This is a genomic window from Aeromonas sp. D3 (assembly GCF_027705025.1).
In the GTDB taxonomy this organism is placed as follows: Bacteria; Pseudomonadota; Gammaproteobacteria; order Enterobacterales; family Aeromonadaceae; genus Aeromonas; species Aeromonas salmonicida.
Window position 1 is genome coordinate 41,312 of the sequence record NZ_JAPDBE010000031.1, and the last position, 18,911, is coordinate 60,222.

Annotated in this window: 16 protein-coding genes and 1 tRNA gene; 13 read left to right on the forward strand and 4 right to left on the reverse strand. The window is 58.1% G+C overall.

The window, feature by feature from the left end:
• The 3 genes from OKC28_RS16540 to yjjG all read left to right on the forward strand — a co-directional run bounded on the left by OKC28_RS16540 (position 1) and on the right by yjjG (position 2,440).
• Positions 1–74 (forward strand) — tRNA-Met (locus tag OKC28_RS16540).
• 180 nt (positions 75–254) lie between these two features.
• Positions 255–1,751, forward strand: a complete 1,497-nt coding sequence (locus OKC28_RS16545) for a M17 family metallopeptidase (protein ID WP_256688281.1) — start codon at positions 255–257, stop codon at positions 1,749–1,751.
• 8 nt (positions 1,752–1,759) lie between these two features.
• Positions 1,760–2,440, forward strand: a complete 681-nt coding sequence (yjjG, locus tag OKC28_RS16550) for a pyrimidine 5'-nucleotidase (protein ID WP_256688282.1) — start codon at positions 1,760–1,762, stop codon at positions 2,438–2,440.
• A gap of 75 nt (positions 2,441–2,515) precedes the next feature.
• On the opposite strand, the gene OKC28_RS16555 is transcribed toward yjjG, so the two are convergent.
• The gene (locus OKC28_RS16555) at positions 2,516–3,772 is read right to left on the reverse strand and encodes an amidohydrolase (RefSeq protein ID WP_256688283.1); all 1,257 of its coding nucleotides are present in this window, start codon (positions 3,770–3,772) and stop codon (positions 2,516–2,518) included.
• 606 nt (positions 3,773–4,378) lie between these two features.
• Here OKC28_RS16555 and OKC28_RS16560 point away from each other — a divergent pair.
• A complete protein-coding gene (locus OKC28_RS16560) occupies positions 4,379–4,618 on the forward strand; it encodes a hypothetical protein (RefSeq protein ID WP_059111976.1) in 240 nt (79 codons plus the stop codon).
• A 583-nt stretch (positions 4,619–5,201) separates the two neighbouring features.
• Here the strand turns inward: OKC28_RS16560 and pfkA are convergent.
• The 3 genes from pfkA to elyC form a co-directional block, all read right to left on the reverse strand.
• The gene (gene pfkA, locus OKC28_RS16565; RefSeq protein ID WP_005311131.1) at positions 5,202–6,173 is read right to left on the reverse strand and encodes a 6-phosphofructokinase; all 972 of its coding nucleotides are present in this window, start codon (positions 6,171–6,173) and stop codon (positions 5,202–5,204) included.
• 146 nt (positions 6,174–6,319) lie between these two features.
• Positions 6,320–7,075, reverse strand: coding sequence for a triose-phosphate isomerase (tpiA, locus tag OKC28_RS16570; RefSeq protein WP_005311133.1), 756 nt, complete (start codon positions 7,073–7,075; stop codon positions 6,320–6,322).
• Between the two features lie 135 nt (positions 7,076–7,210).
• A complete protein-coding gene (elyC, locus tag OKC28_RS16575; RefSeq protein WP_256688395.1) occupies positions 7,211–7,981 on the reverse strand; it encodes an envelope biogenesis factor ElyC in 771 nt (256 codons plus the stop codon).
• Between the two features lie 113 nt (positions 7,982–8,094).
• Between elyC and cmoM the strand changes: the two genes are divergently transcribed.
• From cmoM to def, 9 genes are all read left to right on the forward strand, one after another.
• Positions 8,095–8,871, forward strand: a complete 777-nt coding sequence (gene cmoM, locus OKC28_RS16580; protein WP_096119564.1) for a tRNA uridine 5-oxyacetic acid(34) methyltransferase CmoM — start codon at positions 8,095–8,097, stop codon at positions 8,869–8,871.
• A gap of 93 nt (positions 8,872–8,964) precedes the next feature.
• Positions 8,965–10,299, forward strand: coding sequence for a chromosome partition protein MukF (gene mukF, locus OKC28_RS16585; RefSeq protein ID WP_005311139.1), 1,335 nt, complete (start codon positions 8,965–8,967; stop codon positions 10,297–10,299).
• The gene (gene mukE / locus OKC28_RS16590; protein WP_021140832.1) at positions 10,280–11,017 is read left to right on the forward strand and encodes a chromosome partition protein MukE; all 738 of its coding nucleotides are present in this window, start codon (positions 10,280–10,282) and stop codon (positions 11,015–11,017) included. Before mukF ends, mukE begins: the two co-directional genes overlap by 20 nt.
• A 45-nt stretch (positions 11,018–11,062) precedes the next feature.
• Entirely contained in the window at positions 11,063–15,490 is a 4,428-nt protein-coding gene (gene mukB / locus OKC28_RS16595) for a chromosome partition protein MukB (protein WP_270690390.1), read from the forward strand.
• Between the two features lie 243 nt (positions 15,491–15,733).
• On the forward strand, positions 15,734–16,120 hold the full coding sequence (locus OKC28_RS16600; RefSeq protein WP_256688285.1) for a septal ring lytic transglycosylase RlpA family protein: 387 nt from the start codon (positions 15,734–15,736) through the stop codon (positions 16,118–16,120).
• A gap of 248 nt (positions 16,121–16,368) precedes the next feature.
• A complete protein-coding gene (locus OKC28_RS16605) occupies positions 16,369–16,845 on the forward strand; it encodes a GNAT family N-acetyltransferase (RefSeq protein ID WP_256688287.1) in 477 nt (158 codons plus the stop codon).
• 317 nt (positions 16,846–17,162) lie between these two features.
• Complete coding sequence (locus OKC28_RS16610; protein ID WP_256688288.1) at positions 17,163–17,474, forward strand: putative quinol monooxygenase; 312 nt, start codon at positions 17,163–17,165, stop codon at positions 17,472–17,474.
• Positions 17,475–17,706: 232 nt separating this feature from the next.
• Complete coding sequence (locus tag OKC28_RS16615) at positions 17,707–18,159, forward strand: GNAT family N-acetyltransferase (protein ID WP_256688289.1); 453 nt, start codon at positions 17,707–17,709, stop codon at positions 18,157–18,159.
• A 30-nt stretch (positions 18,160–18,189) separates the two neighbouring features.
• On the forward strand, positions 18,190–18,693 hold the full coding sequence (gene def, locus OKC28_RS16620) for a peptide deformylase (RefSeq protein WP_256688396.1): 504 nt from the start codon (positions 18,190–18,192) through the stop codon (positions 18,691–18,693).
• Positions 18,694–18,911 lie beyond the last annotated feature (218 nt).

An 18,911-nucleotide genomic window follows, 5' to 3' on the forward strand; every position in this document is an offset into this window, starting at 1 on the left:
GGGGTGGAGCAGCTCGGTAGCTCGTCGGGCTCATAACCCGAAGGTCGTCAGTTCAAATCTGGCCCCCGCAACCAACTTTCCGTTATTTCCCTCTTTCTGTATTACCCCCTCCTTATATTTCCCAGTGTGTCCGGCCGTTCGTCACCTCAGTGCATCATGACGCTTGATATTGATTTTCAAGTGTAAATCTGGTCGTCTTCGCGTTTTGTTGGGTATCATCAGTGATATCTCTTCATGGACGAGGGCCTTGCCCAATGATGCAAAATTTCACTTATCTCCCCCCTCAAATCGATATTCATGATGCCACCCTGAGTCAGGCCATGACCAACGGGCTCTCGGCCAACTTGTTGCTGATCGCGGAAGAGTTGCGTGATCATGTCCTTGCCATGCCCGAATTCGCCCCCGTTGCGACCCAGATAGCGCTGGGCCAGAAGGCTCCCTACAGCATGGTGCAGCATAACAGCCTGCAACTGGTGGTCTTCATGGGCAGCCATCCTGTACGTGATCACGCCCTCTACAAGCAGGCCAGATCCTGGGTAGTCCCCTTGGCGGGCCTCAAGATCGAGCGGATGGGGGTACACCTTGAAGGGTTTGACGAAGGAGACAGGGCGCTGCTGGCCGAGCTGGCACTGGCTTGTCTGCTGGCGGCAAACGTACCCATGCCCAGTCACAAGCACTGTGTCGAGGACGAGTGGCGCTATCAGCAGATTGCGGTGTCACCGCGCTGTGTGCTGGATCTGGCGCGGATCTACGCCGAAGCCGAAGGCAACGGCATGGCTCGGCATCTGGCGGTGTCGCCAGCCTCCGATCTCACCGCGCGCAGCTATCGGGAGTGGGTACGCCAGTTGGCTCAGGTCGAAGGGTGGCAGTGGTTCGAGTACGATCAGGCCCAGCTGGCTGAGCGGGGCGCCGGCGCCTTCATCGCAGTGGCGAGAGGTTCAGAAGACAACCAGGCCGCCATGGTCAAGCTCAGCTACTGCCCGCCCAATCCGGTGCGCCGGGTGGCACTGGTAGGCAAGGGGATCTGCCATGACTCGGGTGGCTACAACCTCAAGGTCGCCGGCAGCATGTATGGCATGCACCTGGACATGGGCGGCAGTGCCGTGGCGCTGGGTGCTCTCTATGCGATCAGCCGGGCCAGTCTGCCCTATGAGGTGCACTGCTGGCTTGCCATCGCAGAAAACCACATAGGCCCGCTGGCTTACCGGCCGGGGGAGGTGGTAACCGCGCTCAACGGCACCACCATAGAGGTGGTGGATACCGATGCCGAAGGGCGCATGGTGCTGGCGGATACCCTCTGCATGGCGGTACAGGACAATCCGGATCTGCTGATCGATTACGCCACCCTGACCGGTGCCTGCAAACGGGCGCTGGGCAGCCGCTACAGCGGTGCCTTTACCAACCAGCCTCAGTGGCTTTGTGACTTGATAAGTCTTGGCCAGCGCAGCGGCGAGCGGATCTGGCCCTTCCCGCTTGATGAAGACTACGATGACAACCTCGATAGCGAGTGGGCCGATCTGCTACAGTGTGCGCCGGGCGCGTCGCCGGATCACATCGATGCCGCCCGTTTTCTCAACCGCTTTGTGCCCCAGCAGACCCCCTGGTTGCACCTCGATTTGAGCGGTTTTCGCAGCAAGGGGGGCAATGGCGTGGTCAGCAGCGAAGTGACCGGATTCGGGGTCAGGTTGACGCTGGACTTGCTGGGCAGCCCGTTGGGCCGCCGCCATGAACTCGATGAACAAGAAAATTAAGGAATAACGTGAAAGTACCAAGTTATGACTGGGTGTTGTTCGATCTGGACGAAACACTGCTCGATTTCCCGGTCGCCCAGGCCCTGGAGCAGACCCTGCAGATCTACGGTGTGGCGCCCACTCCCCCCAAGATGGCGGAGTATCACGCCCTCAACCACCGGCTGTGGCAACAGTACAATTCGGGCGAAATTGATGCAGCGCACCTGCAGCAGACCCGTTTCTCCCTGTTCGCCGAGCAGGTGGACGTGGCGCCCATGGCGATGAACGACACCTTCTTGCAGCAGATCATTGCCCTGAGCGTGCCCCTTGAAGGGGTCGTCGAGACACTGGAAGCCCTCAAGGGCCAGGTTAGGATGGGGATCATTACCAACGGCTTCAGCCTGCCGCAGCGTGGCCGCCTCAGCAAACTGGGCTGGAGCGAGTGGTTCGAGCCACTGGTCATTTCTGACGAAGTGCAGGTGACCAAGCCGGCCGCCGCCATTTTCCAGCATACCCTTGCCTTGATGGGGCAGCCGAGCCCGGCGCGGGTGTTGATGGTGGGGGACAACCCCAAGACCGACATCGCCGGTGCGGCGGCCCAGGGGCTGGCCACCTGCTGGTACAATCCGGCACGTCACGACACCGAGTGCGAGGCGACCCACGAGATCCACCACTTCGCCCATCTCCCCACCATAGTGCTGGGGCAGTAAGCACCAGGGCAGCTCGCGGATCGCCAGACACACAAAAGGCAGCCATCAAGGCTGCCTTTTGTCATCTTGAGGGGATCAGGTACCGAGGCGGCCGAGCAGCCAGGATTCGAGCAGGGCAACCCCGTGTTCCAGCACGGCTTCGTCGAAGTCGAACTCCGGATGGTGATGAGGCGCGGCCAGATTGGCTCCTAGGATCAGGTAGGCGGCTTCGCCACCGTTACGCTGCACCCGCTCGATGAGAAAGCCCGCATCCTCGCTGGCGCCAAAGCGGCGGGTGTGGATGGTCTCAAGTTTGAGCGCCTGAGCAAGCGGCACTATCTCTTCAAGCAGGGTCGGGCTGTTCTCGATGCCGATGGCTTCTCCCTGCTTGCGAATGAGGTAGGTGGCTCCCTGCATCATGGCGGCCCCTTCCACTATCTGCTGCACCTGGCCGAACATGTAGTCGTTGAGCGCCGGGGTGGCACCACGGGTCTCTCCCTGCAGGCGGGCATGGCCCGGGATCACGTTGCGACCGCTGCCACCGCTGAGCTGGCCCACGTTGATGCGGGTCATGCCATCGCGATGTCGGGCAATGCCGAGCATGGCTGTGGTCGCCGTACAGGCTGCCGCCAGCGCGTTGCTGCCCGCGTTGGGCTCAAGGCCCGCGTGGGCGGCGCGCCCCATAAACTCCACATCGAATTTGGTTGAGCAGAGAAACTCGGTGGGATTGACCACCAGCTCGCCACTGGCCGCATGAATGCCGATGTGCAGCGCCAGCAGGGCATCCACATCGTCGAGCTGACCGCCGGCTGCCAGTGCCTTGCCACCACGGCACCCTTCTTCGGCGGGCTGGAAGAACAGCTTGATGCGGCCGCTGAGTCGCTCTGCCAGGGCTGCTATCCGCTCGGCCAGCACCAAACCGATGGCGGTGTGGCCGTCGTGGGCACAGGCGTGCATCCAACCGGCGTTGCGAGACTGCCACCCCTCCTGGCTGGGGGGATGCAGCTCATCTTGGCTCTCGTCCACTTCTACTGCATCGATGTCGAAGCGAAAGGCCAGGGTCGGGCCGGGACGACCGCTGTCCCATACTCCCATCACACCCGTTATCTCTTCAATGCGCGCCAGCCAGTCGGGATGCGCCCCCTGACGCAGGGCGCGCTCCTTCTGGGCTTGTACGTCTACCTCCCGTCCCATGATGAGGTTGCTGGCCAGCAGCTTGTCACCCAGCATGACTTCAAATCCGAGTTTTGAGAGGTGGTGAGCAATGAGGGAGCTGGTGCGAAATTCACACCAGGCCGCTTCGGGCAGACGATGAAGATCACGACGCCAATGGCGAAGAGCATCTTGTGTCATGGTAATTCCTGCGTGGCGAGTTCAGCGGATATTGTGACGGGCAGGGGGGCAAGAGTAAATCCCGCTGACAAAATGCAACAAGGGGAGCGATGAGGCTCCCCTTGTTGGTGATGGCGGTGACGTCCAGCTTGTTTAGTGTGCATCAACCCGTTCTAAATTCCGTTTCAGGCATCATCTCGAGTGAGGCAGTCAAAAAAGACAGAAAGCGGTGGATTAGTCAGCGCCAAAGCGATGGTTGTCATTCAGTAATACAGGATTCTGGATAATTAACCGGCTCAGAGCTGTGACAGCGACGGCAGAGAGACGGCAACCAGAGTGAAAAACACGGTAAAAACGGCAGTAACAACAAACTCTTTCATATTTTGTCTCCCTTGGCTGACTCTTGATGGGACCAAGATACCATAACTGTGCAGTAACACAACGGCAAAATGTAATTATGTGGCTTATTGTCGCGGTGATGGGTGCTAAGCCTTGTTTTTGTATTCTTGAGGGTGTTTTATCACCACTCCGTTCATTTCTATAGCGGGGGACTTGCTGGTTTTCTATTTTTATATATAAATTCAAATGGTTATGTTCTTGTGTTGTGATGTTTATGGTGGGTTTTATATGGAGCTTTTATTGGGTTCTACCAGTTTTATGAGCAAAAGTGGTCTCCTGCTGCGCCTGAAAATGTCGCCACAAGCAGGGTTGGCGGTCTCAGCGGGAGATAGGGTGTTGATATCCAGTTTTTGGTTCAATGAAAGCGGGCAGGCCATGGGTGGCATAACTTGCAGGGGATTGTCACTCTTCTTGTTTTTCAGTCAGAGGGATAAAAAGGATGAAAAAGGTGGGCTTTCACTGGGATAAAGAGCCGCCGGGGCCAGCGGGAAGGGATTTCACATTTTCCCGATACCATGCGCCTGTGGATGCGGGTTGAGTGACATTGCGGGTCGGTATTTTTGGCGTTTGCAGGTGCCTATTGGCCGTTGATCAGTAACTCGCTGCACAGTCACGGCGCTGCCATCGGCTTCTTCCCCGAGCGGTTTGTGGCGTTTTCACGACAGCTTGAGAGTGTGATGGGGAAGAATAGGAGGAAAGAGCCTGAAAAATACGGGAGAAGGGCGGGGGCGAGTGGTGACAAGGGTTGGCGTTGCAGGGGGGCGCTGAGGCACTTCCCAATCACCCAGTATGGCCACCGACAGCGTACCCCTGGCTTCGCGCAGCAAGTCAGCGGACCCTGGTGACAGTCTTGAGTGGCCGAGTGAGCCAATCAGTCTTGTGTGAGTGGTGCGGGCGAACGAGAAGAGTGAGATGAAGAGTAAAGCGGAGTGCCAGTAAAGCCTGGCATGCAATGCCTCTGTTTACTGCTGACGCTGCGATAAACAAGGCGGATTAAAAAACCCTCCAACGGAGGGTTTTTGTCACAACAACCTGATGCAAGCCATGCGGCTTAGAACAGGGTGGTGGAGAGATCGTACAGCTCCTGATCGAACGGGCGCTTCAGGTTCTCGATGCAGTCGATGATGTCGTGGTGCACCATCTCGTTGCCCTGGATACCGACACAGCGGCCACCCTGGCCCGCCAGCAGCTGTTCGACGGCGAAGGCACCCATGCGGCTGGACATGATGCGATCGCGCGCAGTCGGCGAGCCGCCACGCTGGATGTGACCCAGTATGGTGGCGCGGGTTTCGCGGCCAGTCATGGCTTCGATGTCCTTGGCCAGCGCATTCACGTCGGTGACGTGTTCACAGATGGTGATGATGGCGTGTTTTTTGCCTTTGGCTTCGCCTTCCTTGATCTGTTGCAGCAGCTTCTCTTTGTCAAAGGCCACTTCCGGCACTATCACGTACTCGGCACCGCCAGCAACGGCGGCAGACATGGCCAGATCGCCGCAGTGGCGACCCATGATCTCGACCACTGAAATACGGTGGTGGGAGCTGCAGGTGTCGCGCAGACGGTCGATGGCGTCAACCACCACGTTCAGGGCGGTATCAAAGCCGATGGTGAAGTCGGTACCGGCGATGTCGTTGTCGATGGTGCCCGGCAGGCCGATGCAGGGGAAACCCTCTTCGGTCAGCTTCTTGGCACCCATGTAGGAGCCGTCACCGCCGATCACCACCAGGGCATCGATGCCGTGCTTTTTCAGGTTTTCGATCGCTTCGGCACGCACGGCCGGATCTTTGAAGGCGGGGAAACGGGCAGAACCCAGGAAGGTACCGCCACGGTTCACCACGTCGGAGACGCTGTGACGCTCCAGCTTGACGATCCTGTCCTGATGCAGACCGAGGTAGCCATCATAGATGCCATAAACTTCCAGGCCATGATGCAGACCGGCGCGCACTACGGCGCGAATGGCTGCGTTCATACCCGGTGCGTCACCACCACTGGTCAAAACACCAATACGTTTGAGTTGTTTGGTCATGAGTGCCTCTGGATCTGAGTTGTCGAATACGAAGTTTTATAAATGAGACAAGCCATTTTTACTATATCGGCTTTCGTATGGGATGCGGGGGCCGCCATAGGAAAAGCGATATGCAAGAGGGGGCCAGCCCCCTCTTGGGCAACAGCTTACTTGGCTGCGCCAGCGATGATCTGGGAGAAGTCGTCCACTTTCAGGGACGCGCCACCCACCAGGCCACCGTCGATGTCCGGCTGACCGAACAGGTCGGCAGCGGTTGCACCAGTGACGGAACCGCCGTACAGGATCTGTACTTTGGCAGCCACGGCGCCATCAAAACCGGCCAGGTACTGACGGATGTGAGCGTGAACGGATTGAGCGATTTCCGGGGTAGCAGTCTTGCCGGTACCGATGGCCCATACCGGCTCGTAGGCAACCACGGCGTTGCTGAAGGAGGCGATGCCGCAACGGTCGATGACGGCTTTCAGCTGGGTCTCAACTACTGTCTTGGTCACGCCGGCTTCGAACTGCTCCAGGGTCTCACCGATGCACAATACGGGGATCAGGCCCGCTTTCTGGATGGCTTCGTACTTGGCGGCTACCACGTCGTCGTTCTCTGCGTGCAGGGTACGGCGCTCGCTGTGACCGACCAGGGAGTAGGTGCAACCGAAGGCTTTGAGCATGGAGGGGGCGTTCTCGCCGGTGAAGGCGCCGGACTCGTGAACGTCGGCATTCTGGGCACCGTAGGCAATCTTGCTGCCTGCGGTCAGCTGCTCAACCAGACCCAAAAAGATAACCGGCGGGCAGACGGCGACTTGCACGGAAGGATGAGCGGCAGCAGCCGGGGTCAGTCCTTTGATCAGAGCTTCTACAGAAGCTTTGGTACCGTTCAGTTTCCAGTTACCCATTACCAGGTGCTGTCTCATCTTGTAACTCTCCTAGGCATTTGATTGCGCGACATTATATGAATTGAACCGAGCCCAAGATAGCTGACCCGGCGGCAAATGACGTAATTTTTTTTCGCTTTCCTGATCCAAATCAGGAATGAAAGGCTCGATTGCTCAATCGTTAACCTGCCCTCGCAAACGGGCCCACCATACCCCAATCCATTCGTGAATGGCAGCCTCGGAATACATCAGATAACGCCCCTTCGGCAGGTAGCTGTAGAGGGGTTGCGCCACCTGACTCTGCTTGGCTGTGTAGTCGGTGGGGGCCGGCACTGCATCGAGTCCCTGCCCTTGATACAGCGCCATGGCTCGCGGCAGGTGGGTGGCCGAACTGACCAGCGCCACCCGCTTGCCCTTGAGATAACGGCTGATGCTGACGGCCTCGTCATGGGTGTCTTTGTTGTTTTCAAACAACGTCATTCGGGATCTCTCTATCCCCAGGCTGGCCGCCATGCGGGCATTGACCTCGGCGTTGGAGAGGGGATCCCCCGATACATAGCCGGAGAAGACCAGTGTAGCCTGGGGGTAAGCCTGGGCGAGGCGAACTCCTTCCAGGGTTCTTGCGAGGGCGATATTGTTCTGCCAGGCGCGCTCGGGCACCGCCGGATCGCTCACATGGCCGTTGCCCAGCACCACGATAGCCTCTATATCCGGGTGTTGGCTTATCTCGAACGGCGGGAAGCTCTGCTCCAGCCCTCTGGCCAGCTCATAGCTCACCGGCCGCGTCCCCATCAGAGCAACAATGACCAGGGAGCAGGTCGCCAGCAGCTTGCCGGTTTTCTGAAAGCGGGTGAACCAGAGGAGCAAAAGTGCCAGCAGCAATAAGGAGAGGGAAAAGGGCAGTGGCATCAGCAATTGGCCTAGCCATTTCTTGATAACAAACAAGTTGAGCTCAAACACTGGGATGTCGTCCTTGAGTTTTCAGCAAATTCGGGATGTGACAGAATACCCCTCTTTTTTCGTCAGGCCCAATGCTGCGGCCAAAAGTTGAGTGAGTCTTGAAGCAAGATCAGAGTTTTGACGGGCGTGCCGACAAGTTTGCTCGCAACATTTATGACTCCACCAAGGGGCGTATTCGCACCACTGTGGTCTGGAGCGACATCGAAGCCTGCCTGGCTCGCCTTGGCAACCGGCCCCTGCGCATCCTGGATGCGGGGGGCGGATTTGGCTATTTTGCCCAGAAGCTGGCAGCCATGGGTCATCAGGTGGAGCTGTGCGATCTCTCCGCCGAAATGCTTGAACTTGCACGGGTCCAGATCGCTGAAAAGGGGCTGGAAGACAGAATTCGTCTCATCCATTGCCCCATTCAGGATCTCAAGAGCCAGGTGACCGGCACCTTTGATCTGGTGCTCTGTCACGCCGTGCTGGAGTGGCTTGCCGAGCCGCGCCAGACCCTGCTCGGTCTGTTCCCTTTCGTCAATGCAGGGGGCATACTGTCGCTGCTTTTTTACAACCGTCATGGTCTGTTGTTTCAGAGTCTGGTGGTGGGCAATTTCGACTATGTGCGCCTCGGCCTGCGCAAGAAGCGCCAGACCGCCCTGACCCCCACCAATCCGCAGTTGCCTGAACAGGTCTACGACTGGATTGGGCGAGGGGGCCTCAAGATCATCGGCAAGACGGGGGTGCGGGTCATTCACGACTACATGCGCCACAAGCAGGATCAGGTCGAGAAGTTCGATGATCTGCTGGCCATGGAGCAGCAATATTGTCGCCAGGAGCCGTTTATCTCCCTGGGTCGCTATATCCATGTGATGGCGCAGAAACCGTCAAGCTGACAAGCAGTCTGTCTGGCAGCCTTGTAATAACAACGAGATGGTCAGTTTCATATGATGAGACCGTCCCACGGATAACAACGAGATGACAACGTCATGATGAGTACATCCCGTACCCTGCCCGAGCGTTCTGTGCCGGAGATAGTAGGGTGGGTCAGGCAGGAGGGGTTGGCGCTGAGCCTGCCTACCGACCGGCTGGCCTTTCTGATTGCAATCAAGACACTGTCCGAAGATGAATCGGACCTGTCGGAAGCGGCGCTGCACGATGCCTTTGGCTATGTCAGCAACGCCTTTGGCCAGATGGACGAGACCCTCACAGGTCGTGCCAACAACGCCATCAACGATCTCATTCGCCAGCAACTGCTGTCGCGCTTCAACACCGACATGGTGGCGGGGGAGAGTCTCTATCGCCTGTCGCGGCTGGGGATGGGGATCGTCGACTTCTTTATGGATCAGCGTCAGGTTGACTCCATCAAGCTCTCCATCCTGCTAGAACACCTGGCGGCCGAGCTCGACACCGCCCGCAAGGCGGCGCTCGAGACCAATACCCGCGAGCAGTGGGATGCCGAGGTACTGCCACGGCTCACCTTCTCGCTGGAAGAGACGCTCGGTCGTATCGACTTGACCCAGCGCGCCATGGATGAGCAACAAAATCAGGTCAAGAGCGAGATAGCGGCCCTGTTGACCCAGAACTGGGTCGATGCCATCCACAGCTGCGAAAAACTGCTGCACGAGACAGGCCAGACCCTGCGTGAGCTGCAAGATACCCTGGACGCTGCCGGTCACCGCCTGCAGGCGGGACTGCTCAATATTCAGGAAGCAGCGCAAGGGCGCGACGATCTGTTTCACGTCGAGGAGCTGACCCATGCCCTGCAGGGACGGCTTGATGTGATCACCAGCTGGGGCCAGCAGTGCATCGAGCTCTGGTCCCGTTACGATCGTCACGTCCACAAATTTATCCGCAACGCCATCGACATGGACAAGAACCGCGCCTTCAGCCAGCGGCTGCGCGACTCCATTCGCAATTTCGAGCAGCACAACTGGCAGCTGCGCATCGCCGAGGAGCCCCGTCTGCTGGAGCTGCGGGATGAAACCATTGCCATCCACGACGAGGAGGTGACCGGTGAGGTTCCCCTCGAGATGGAGTACATGGAGATGGTGGACATCAATCAGGCGCTGGCGGAGCGCATCGAGCGCTACCTCGCCCGCTATCCCGAGCAGGGCCATCAGCTGGATGTGGCCGATGTGCTGCGGGAATACCTGCTGGATTACCCGGCTCACGCCCATTTCGATGTGGCGCGTCTTCTGATCGACCAGGCCGTGCGCCTGGGCCATGCCAGCGGTGAGCGCGAGCTGCACCGCCAACCCGCATGGAAACCCATTAACCAAGCTGGATCCAAGGTTCAGGCCTATGTCATTGATCAATACTGAGTTTCCCTTGCCGCTGCGGCTCGCAGAGGCGATTGCCAACCCCTTGTTTCCGCGCATCGACACCGCCTTGCGCTCCGGCCGTCACATCAGTGCCGACGATTTCGAACAGCACTCGGCGCTGGTGGAGTACCACAACGAGCTGGAGATCTTCTACGGCCGCTATCAGGTGGAGCTGATCAAGGCGCCGGAAGGCTTCTTCTATCTGCGCCCGCGCCCCAGCGCCGACATCGGCACCACTGTGCTCTCCGAGCTCGATATGCTGGTGGGCAAAGTGCTCTGCTACCTGTACTTGAGCCCGGATCGCCTGGCCTCGGAAGGGGTGTTCGCCATGGGCGAGCTGCAAGAAGAGGTGTTGAGCCTTGCCGACGAGAAGCAGCTGCTGCGCATGGTCAACAGCCGCTCCGGCGGCACCGATCTCGATAAGAAGAAGCTGCTCGAAAAGATCCGCACCTCCATGCGCCGATTGCGTCGCCTTGGCATGATCACTGCCCTTGGCAACAGCGACAAATTTCGGGTTAACGAATCCGTGTTCCGCTTTGCCGCCGACGTGCGCTCCGATGAAGATCCCCGCGCCGTTCAGCTGCGGATGATCCAGGAGGGGGAGGCCATCTTCCACGATGACGAGATGCCGAGCAGCGATTCGCTGTTTGAAGATATTGAAGCGGATCTTGATGAAGAACAGCTTGAACTGGAGGTTGAAGATGACCTGCAGCGTTAAATACAAGGCCCTGATGGAGCCCTTTGCTTTGATGGAGAGTGTGTCGTGAGAGGCAAATTCAAATCCCTGACCATGGTCAACTGGAACGGCTTCTTCGCCCGCACCTTCGATCTCGACCAGCTGGTCACCACCCTCTCTGGCGGCAACGGGGCGGGCAAGTCCACCACAATGGCGGCCTTTATCGCGGCACTGATCCCTGATCAATCCCTGCTCCATTTCCGCAACACCACGGAAGCGGGCTCCTCCAGTGCTTCCCGTGACAAGGGGCTCTACGGCAAGCTGCAGCGCGGCCACTGCTATTCGGTACTCGAGGTGATGAACAGCCGCGAACAGCGGATCTGGGTCGGCGTCCATCTGGAGCAGGTGGCCAACCGTGACAACAAGGTCAACATCACCCCGTTCGCGCTGGTGGATGTGCCCGAGCAACTGCAACCCACCGATCTGCTGCTGGAAAAGCTCGACGACGGCAAGGGCCGGGTGCGCGCCTTTACCGATCTGAAAGGGGCGGCCGCCGAGCTGGGAGCCATGAAGGTCGCCAAGTTCAATACGGTGACCGACTATCACAACTTCATGTTCGAGTTCGGCATCACGCCGAAGAAGTTGCGCGACCAGAAGGATCGCGGCAAGTTCTACCGCCTGATCGAAGCCTCCCTCTACGGCGGCATCTCCTCGTCCATCAGCCGTTCCTTGCGTGAATACCTGCTGCCGGAGAACTCCGGTGTGCGCAAGGCATTCCAGGACATGGAGGCGGCCATCTACGAGAACCGCCGCACCCTGGAAGCCATCAAAGAGACGCAGGGCCAGCGGGATCTGTTCAAGAACCTGATCACCGAGACCACCCACTATGTGGCGGCGGACTATGTGCGCAACGCCGCCGAAAAGAACCGTCTCTCAGAGCTGGCCCTCAAGGCGCGGCAGGAGCTGGCAGGCAAACGCCGCTTGCTGGCTGAAGAGAAGCAGCGTGCCATCTATCTGGCTGACGAGGTGGATCAGCTCACCAACCGTGAGAAATTGCTGACCGACGAGCTGGAATCTGCCGCCGAGCATCTGGCCAAGGTGATGGCTGCGGTTGCTCTGCAAAAGAAGATAGAGATGTATCGCGCCGATCTGGCGGAGCTTGTCGACAAGCTCGAGCAGCAGCAGGCGATCGTGGAGGAGATCCACGGTCAGCTGCTGGAAGTGGAAGAGCGCAAGGAGCTGGCACAGGCAGAGGTAGACAGCCTCAAGACCCAGCTGGCCGACTACCAGCAGGCACTGGACATTCAGCAGACCCGCGCCATCCAGTACCGTCAGGCGGTGCAGGCGCTGGAGAACGCCCGCGAACAGTGCGAGTTGCCGGGGCTGACTGCCGAACAGGCGAGCGACACTTTGCATCAGTTCCGCGCCGCCGAGCAGAGCCTCACCAGCCGTGTGCTGGGGGCTGAGCAGCAGCTGGCGCTGGCCAAGGCGGCGGTGGCCGAACACGAAGCTGCGTTGGCGCTGCTTTTGAGCATCGCACCCGAGACAGCGCGCGAGGCAGCCTGGCCTACGGCGCAGGCGCTGCTCAAGCGTCACATCGAAGACAAGGCCCGCATTGCCCAGGGGCAAGGGCTGCGCGCCGCGCTGGCTCGCCTCGAAAAAGAGAGTGAAAGCCAGAAGAATCTCTTCAAGTTGCGCGACGAATTGCATCAAGCCTCTGGCCAGCAGATCGCGAGCCAAGACGAGCTGGAGCTGTTTCTTGAGGCCCAGCGCACCCGTCAGGAAGAGCTGGCCGATCAGCAGAGCGATCTGAATCAGCGTCGCGCCAGCCTTGAGCATCAGGGCGTCCAGCTGGGCCGCGATATCGGCGAGCTGACCAAGCTGGCACCGCGCTGGCTCAAGTCCTTTGAAAAGCTCGAGCAGCTGCGCGAGCAGAGCGGATTGCCGCTTGCTACCGCCGAGGAGCTTTCGGCCGGCATGCAGACTGTGCTCGACAAGGAGCGCGAGTTCGAGCAGGAGAGCAATCGCATCGCGGCGCAGAAGCAGGCGCTGGAGCTGCAAATTCGCAACCTGCAACTGGGGGCTGGTGAGGCTGATCCGCGCCTTGCCCGCATTGCCGAGCAGGTGGGGGGCGTGCTGCTCTCCGATGTCTATGACGACATATCCATCGACGATGCTCCTTACTACTCCGCCCTCTACGGCCCGGCTCGCAGCGCCCTGGTGGTGCTCGACCTTGAGGGCGCCATCGAGCGGCTGAAAAAGCTGGAAGATTGCCCGGAAGATATATACCTCATTCAGGGCAACCCCGATTCCTTTGACGAGGATCTGGTGGAAGCGGACGAGCTGGGGGACGCCGTGCTGGTGCGCACCAGCAAGCGTCAGGTGCGCTTCTCCCGCTATCCCGATCTGCCGCTGTTCGGTCGTGCCGCCCGGGAAAAACGCATTGAACAGCTCGATCTCGAGCGGGAAAATCTTATCGAGGGCTACGCCAAGGCCGCCTTCGAGCAGCAGAAGTATCACCGCCTCTACGGACACTTCCGTGACTTTATCGGCCAGCATCTGGATATCGCCTTCCGTCCCGACCCTGAAGCCGAAGTGCAGGCCAAGCAGGCCGAGCTGCGTACCTTGCAGGGCGCCATAGCCGAGTGCGACAAGCAGCTGAGTGAGGCCAAAGCGGCCGCCGCCCAGCTGACCCGATATATCCAGTTGGTGCAGGGGATGCTGCCCTTTGCCCACCTGTTTGCCGAGACAGAGCTGGCTGCCCGTCTCGAAGCGGCTCACGCCGATGTGGAAGCGCTGAAACAGGCCGAAGCCTTTATCGCCCAGCACGGCAAGGCGCTGGAGAAGCTCGAGTCGTTGGTGCAGGTGCTGCGTCAGGATCCGCAGGATCTCGCTGCCCTGCAGGCTGCATATGATGAGGTGAGCGACTTGCTGGCCGAGCAGAAGCGCCGTTGCTACGCCCTCGATCAGCTGGTAGCCCGCCTGCCGCACTTTGCCTATCAGGATGCGCAAGACCTGCTGGGCAAGGCGTCTGAAATGAGCGAGCGGCTCAAAGAGAAGCTCAAGGCAGCCGAGCTGGCGGCCCGCACCGCCGGTGAGCAGCACAAGCAGATTGCCCAGCGTCACACAGAAGCGCTGCAACTGCGCACCGCGCTCGATTCCAGCGCCTCGGCCAAGCGCCAGACCCTGAACGAGTTCGAGCAGGAGCTGGCGGCCATGGGGCTGACGCTGTCGGAGGACATGGAAGAGAAGTCCCGCGCTCACAAGAAAGAGATCGAAGAGCTGCTCATCCGCACCCGTTCCCGTCGCACCAGTGCCGAGGCCCAGTTGCAGGTGACCAAGCGCGAGATTGAATCCCTTGGCGGTCGACTCAAGCTGGAGGGCAAAGATTACTTCACGGCTCGTAAATCACTGGTTAGCCACAAGGCGAGCTGGTCGAGGGTGGTGCGTCTGGCACGGGACACCGACGTCGAGAAGCGTCTGAACAAGCGCGAACTGGCTTACTTGGACAGCGACGAGCTGCGCTCCATGTCTGACAAGGCTCTCGGCGCCCTGCGGGTTGCCGTGGCCCATGACGAGGCCCTGCGCGATGCGCTGCGTCTGTCGGAGGGCAACCGCAGCACCGAGCAGAAGGTCGCCTTCTACGTGCAGGTCTACCGTTACCTCAAAGATCGCATCCGCAACGACATCATCCGCTCAGATGATCCGGTGGAGGCGATCGAGGAGATGGAGATCGAGCTGGCGCGCCTCGCCGATGAGCTCAAGCAGCGGGAAAATCATCTGTCGCTCTCCTCCCACGAGGTGGCGGCCAAGATCACCAACATCATCCGCCGTGAGCAGAACCGCATCCGGGTGCTCAACCAGGGCTTGCAGAACATCGCCTTCGGTCTGGTGCGCGGGGTGCGCCTCAACGTCAATATCCGCGAGGCCCATACCCGTCTGCTGACGGCGCTGGCCGATCAAACCGCCATGCACAACGATCTGTTCGCCGACAAGGAGCTCAGCTTCTCCGAGGCGATGGCCAAGCTGTTCCAGCGTCTCAACCCGCAAACCGAGCAGGGGGATCGCAGCTATCAGGTGATGGGCGATGTCTTGCTCGACTATCGCAACTATCTGGAGCTGGAGATAGAGGTACAGCGCGGGGCCGATGGCTGGCTGCGTGCCGAGAGCGGCGCCCTCTCCACCGGTGAGGCAATCGGTACCGGTCAGGCCATCCTGCTGATGGTGCTGATCAGCTGGGAGGAGGAGTCCCGCCGTCTGCGCGGCAAGGATATCGCCCCTTGCCGCCTGCTGTTCCTCGATGAAGCGGCGCGCCTGGATGGCAAATCCATCGCCACCCTGTTCGAGCTGTGCGAGCGGCAGGATATGCAGCTGCTTATCGCCGCGCCCGAGAACATCAGTCCCGAGAAGGGCACCACCTACAAGCTCATCCGCAAGGTGCAGGGCAAGCACGAGCACGTGCACGTGGTAGGGCTGCGCGGCTTTGGTTTTAGCGACGACAAGCTCATCGCCTGACCTGCGTCTGGTGCACATCCTGACAAGGGTTGACGGGTAAATAAATGAACGGGAGGCTTGGCCTCCCGTTTTAGTTGCAAAATAGGACAAAGTAGCCGCGTTGCCCTCGGGTGTGGAGCCGCGAGACAGTTTATGAACCTTTTACTGGCCATCCCGATCTGGCCGTTTTACGTGACGACAACAAGACCGGCCATACCGGCAAGGGGATCAAGGATAAAGCGCATGGCGGATAGGAAGGGAAAGATGCAATACATACAAAAAGGGCTGTTGTTATCTCTTTGCCTGTTGCTGGCAGCCTGTAGCAGCCGATATGACGACAGCCACGGCGGCAGTTGGCGCGGTTATACCGAAACCGGGCTTGCCTCTTATTACGCCGACCGCTACCACAATAAAAAGACCGCCAGCGGCGAGCCTTATCGCACTCACCTCAACACCGCTGCCCATATGACGTTACCCTTTGGCTCCCTGGTCAGGGTCACCAATATCGCCAACGGCAAGAGCGTCGTGGTCAAGGTCAATGACCGCGGTGCTTTTAAACGAGGGCGGATCATCGATCTCTCCAGATCTGCCTTCAGCACCATTGGCAACACAAGATCCGGCCTTATCAGGGTCAAGGTCGAGGTGTTGTAGCGGGCAACGGGCGCTGTGTTGGAAATGCATTGGTTGCAAGGCAGGCAGCGGCTTGGCTCATCAGTTGCAAAACAGTTCCGCGGCCGATGCAACCTGTCTTGAAATCCATCGATATCATCGAACGCCCAGATGACGACCTGGCCCTTATCTGCTTTGTATAAAGACGGTTCGCACTATCAGAGGCGGAATAAATATCCGGTGGGAGAGTCATCAGACTGCCGAGCCCACCATATTGGAGATCATTCACTATGAGCAGCATGGAATTCAAACCCTTCGGTGACGTGAGTGCAGAAGATTTTCTGCCTCTGGTCAACGATGAGACAGTGAGAAAACATCTGATTGATCATCCCCCCTTCGATGCGGCCAGTGTGCGAGTCTGGATGGATGACAAGATACGGATAGACATGTTACCCGGTTGCCGCGTGCGTGCCCTTGTCATCGATGGCGCTCTGGTTGGCTGGTGCGGAATACAACCCGACGGCGAGGGAGTCGAGATTGCCATTGTCATCGCCAAAGCGGGTTGGGGGGCGGGGATTGCCATCTTCAAGGAGATGATGGGGTGGGCGCGAAGCATGGGCCATCGGGAGGTGCGCTTTCATCTGCTGGACACCCGCCCCGCATACCGGTTCCTCGCCAGACGATCCACTAGGGTGAAGAAGACGACCCTGTCGGGGCGTGGCTTCACCACTTATTACCTCAGCGTAGAACAATGGTTTGCGGACTAATGGCGGAGAACCAGTGCGTTGCCAGTACATGGAGTGCCACCTGTTTATTTTGTCGTCCTGAAGATTATTTTCCCCAGTGGCGCCAACCCCCCCTCTTGCGTGCAGAACCAAGGGATGCCTGCCAGCAGGGGGCCATGCTTCTACCGGATCCTCCGTTGTTCATCCGACGGAACACTCTGTCCATCCTGCCCATCTATATCCATCAGCCGGCCATGCATACACTGCTTGCCATGTTGATGGATGAGCTTTCATGAACGTAAATGCAGAGATGTTGGCTCATCCTGATGTCTTGATGGTATGACAGTGGAGAGATATGGATGAAGATAACGTCAGACAAAATAGTGTCGATTGCGGTGCTCAAAGCACGACCTGGTATGAAGGAGCGCCTGCGTCATGAACTGCTCAAGCTGGTCGAGCCCACGCGCCACGAGCCGGGCAACCTGGATTATGTGCTGTTCGAATTGCGTGACGAACCGGACACCTTCTATATGCGTGAAGCTTTCGTCAGTCAGGCCGCCCTGGATGCCCACTGCGCGACCGACTATTTTCAAGCCTTTGCCAAGCAGGCCGATGCATTGTTGGCAGAGCCCCTGCGCTTGATTTTTATGGACGAGGTGAGCCACTCATAAATGTATTGGGCCAGCTGCTGGCCCAATTCTCCCTCATATGCCAAGTGCTCAGCCAGACATTTTCCCGCTATCCCTTGGTTTCAATGACCCATCTGCCTGCATTTTCACGACATCCGTTAGGGATGTTGCATTGCACAGGTTCTTCCTATTTCTGGCCAATAGCCTTTTCATCTGTTTGCTGGTCGGTAAGATATCCAAATGGGAATTAATTATGGCTTGAGCAGGGAGTGAGATGCATATCGATCTGGCAGACGTGCCAAAGAGTGAGTCTGAAGGGGTTTTCACTGCCATCAAACAGGGTATCTATCCCTATGTTGAGTCGGTATTTGGCTGGGATGATGAGTTTCAGCGTGAGCGGCTAAGTCGCGTGTACCAGCCGCAATGGTTCTCATGGATCCTGCAGGGTGGTGAGCGTGTTGGTCTACTCTGCTGCAAGCCATACGACAATGCGCTGCACGTCCATCTGCTGATTATCTTTCCCCAGTATCAGGGTCGGCAGTTGGGTTCGGCCGTCATGGATCTGTTGCATCGCGAGGCAGAGCGTGAGGGGAAAAGCCGGGTGACCTTGTCCAGTTTTACAGGAAATCAGGGGGCAGTACGATTTTATGAGCGCCTCGGTTACAAAGTGGTGGAGAGTGACCAGGAGTTTGTCTCCTTGTCCCGGCCCTTGTTTCGTGAATATTGATGAGCAAATAATGGTTAATGGAGAGTGATGATGGCCATTCTGGATATTTTGACGGTACCCGATCCCAAGTTGAGAATTAAAGCTGAACAGGTTGAGGACATTACTGCCGTGCAGAGCCTGATTGATGACATGTTGGAGACTCTGTATACGACCGAGAATGGTATCGGGTTGGCGGCGACTCAAGTTGGCCGTAAAGAGGCAATTGTTATTATCGACTTGTCAGAGAGCAGAGATCAGCCGCTGATATTGATCAATCCGGCAGTGATAAGTGGTACTGACAAGGTATTCGGGCAGGAGGGATGTTTGTCCATCCCGGATTATTATGCTGATGTTGAGCGATATTCCTCGGTAGTTGTATCCGCATTGGATCGACATGGAAATCAACTCACTATGGAGAGCAGTGAGTTTTTGGCAATTGTGATGCAACATGAAATTGATCATCTTGATGGCAATCTGTTCATTGATTATCTTTCACCACTCAAGCAGCAGATGGCACTGAAGAAAGTGAAAAAATCTATCAAGTCTGCAAGCTAGTCCTCTCTGATGAGGATTTATTGATGGTTTATTTGTTGGGTGAGGGTGAGGAATGAAACTGACACGCTGTAATGCCATGAATACCCTCTCCATACACACTGTTTCTCCACGGCACGACCTATACAGACACGCATCTCAAGGCTAGGGAAGGTGCGAATAAGCGGGGAAATTCTTCTCGGCTGACTCAGTCATTTCATTTCTTCATGTTTGAGCCGATT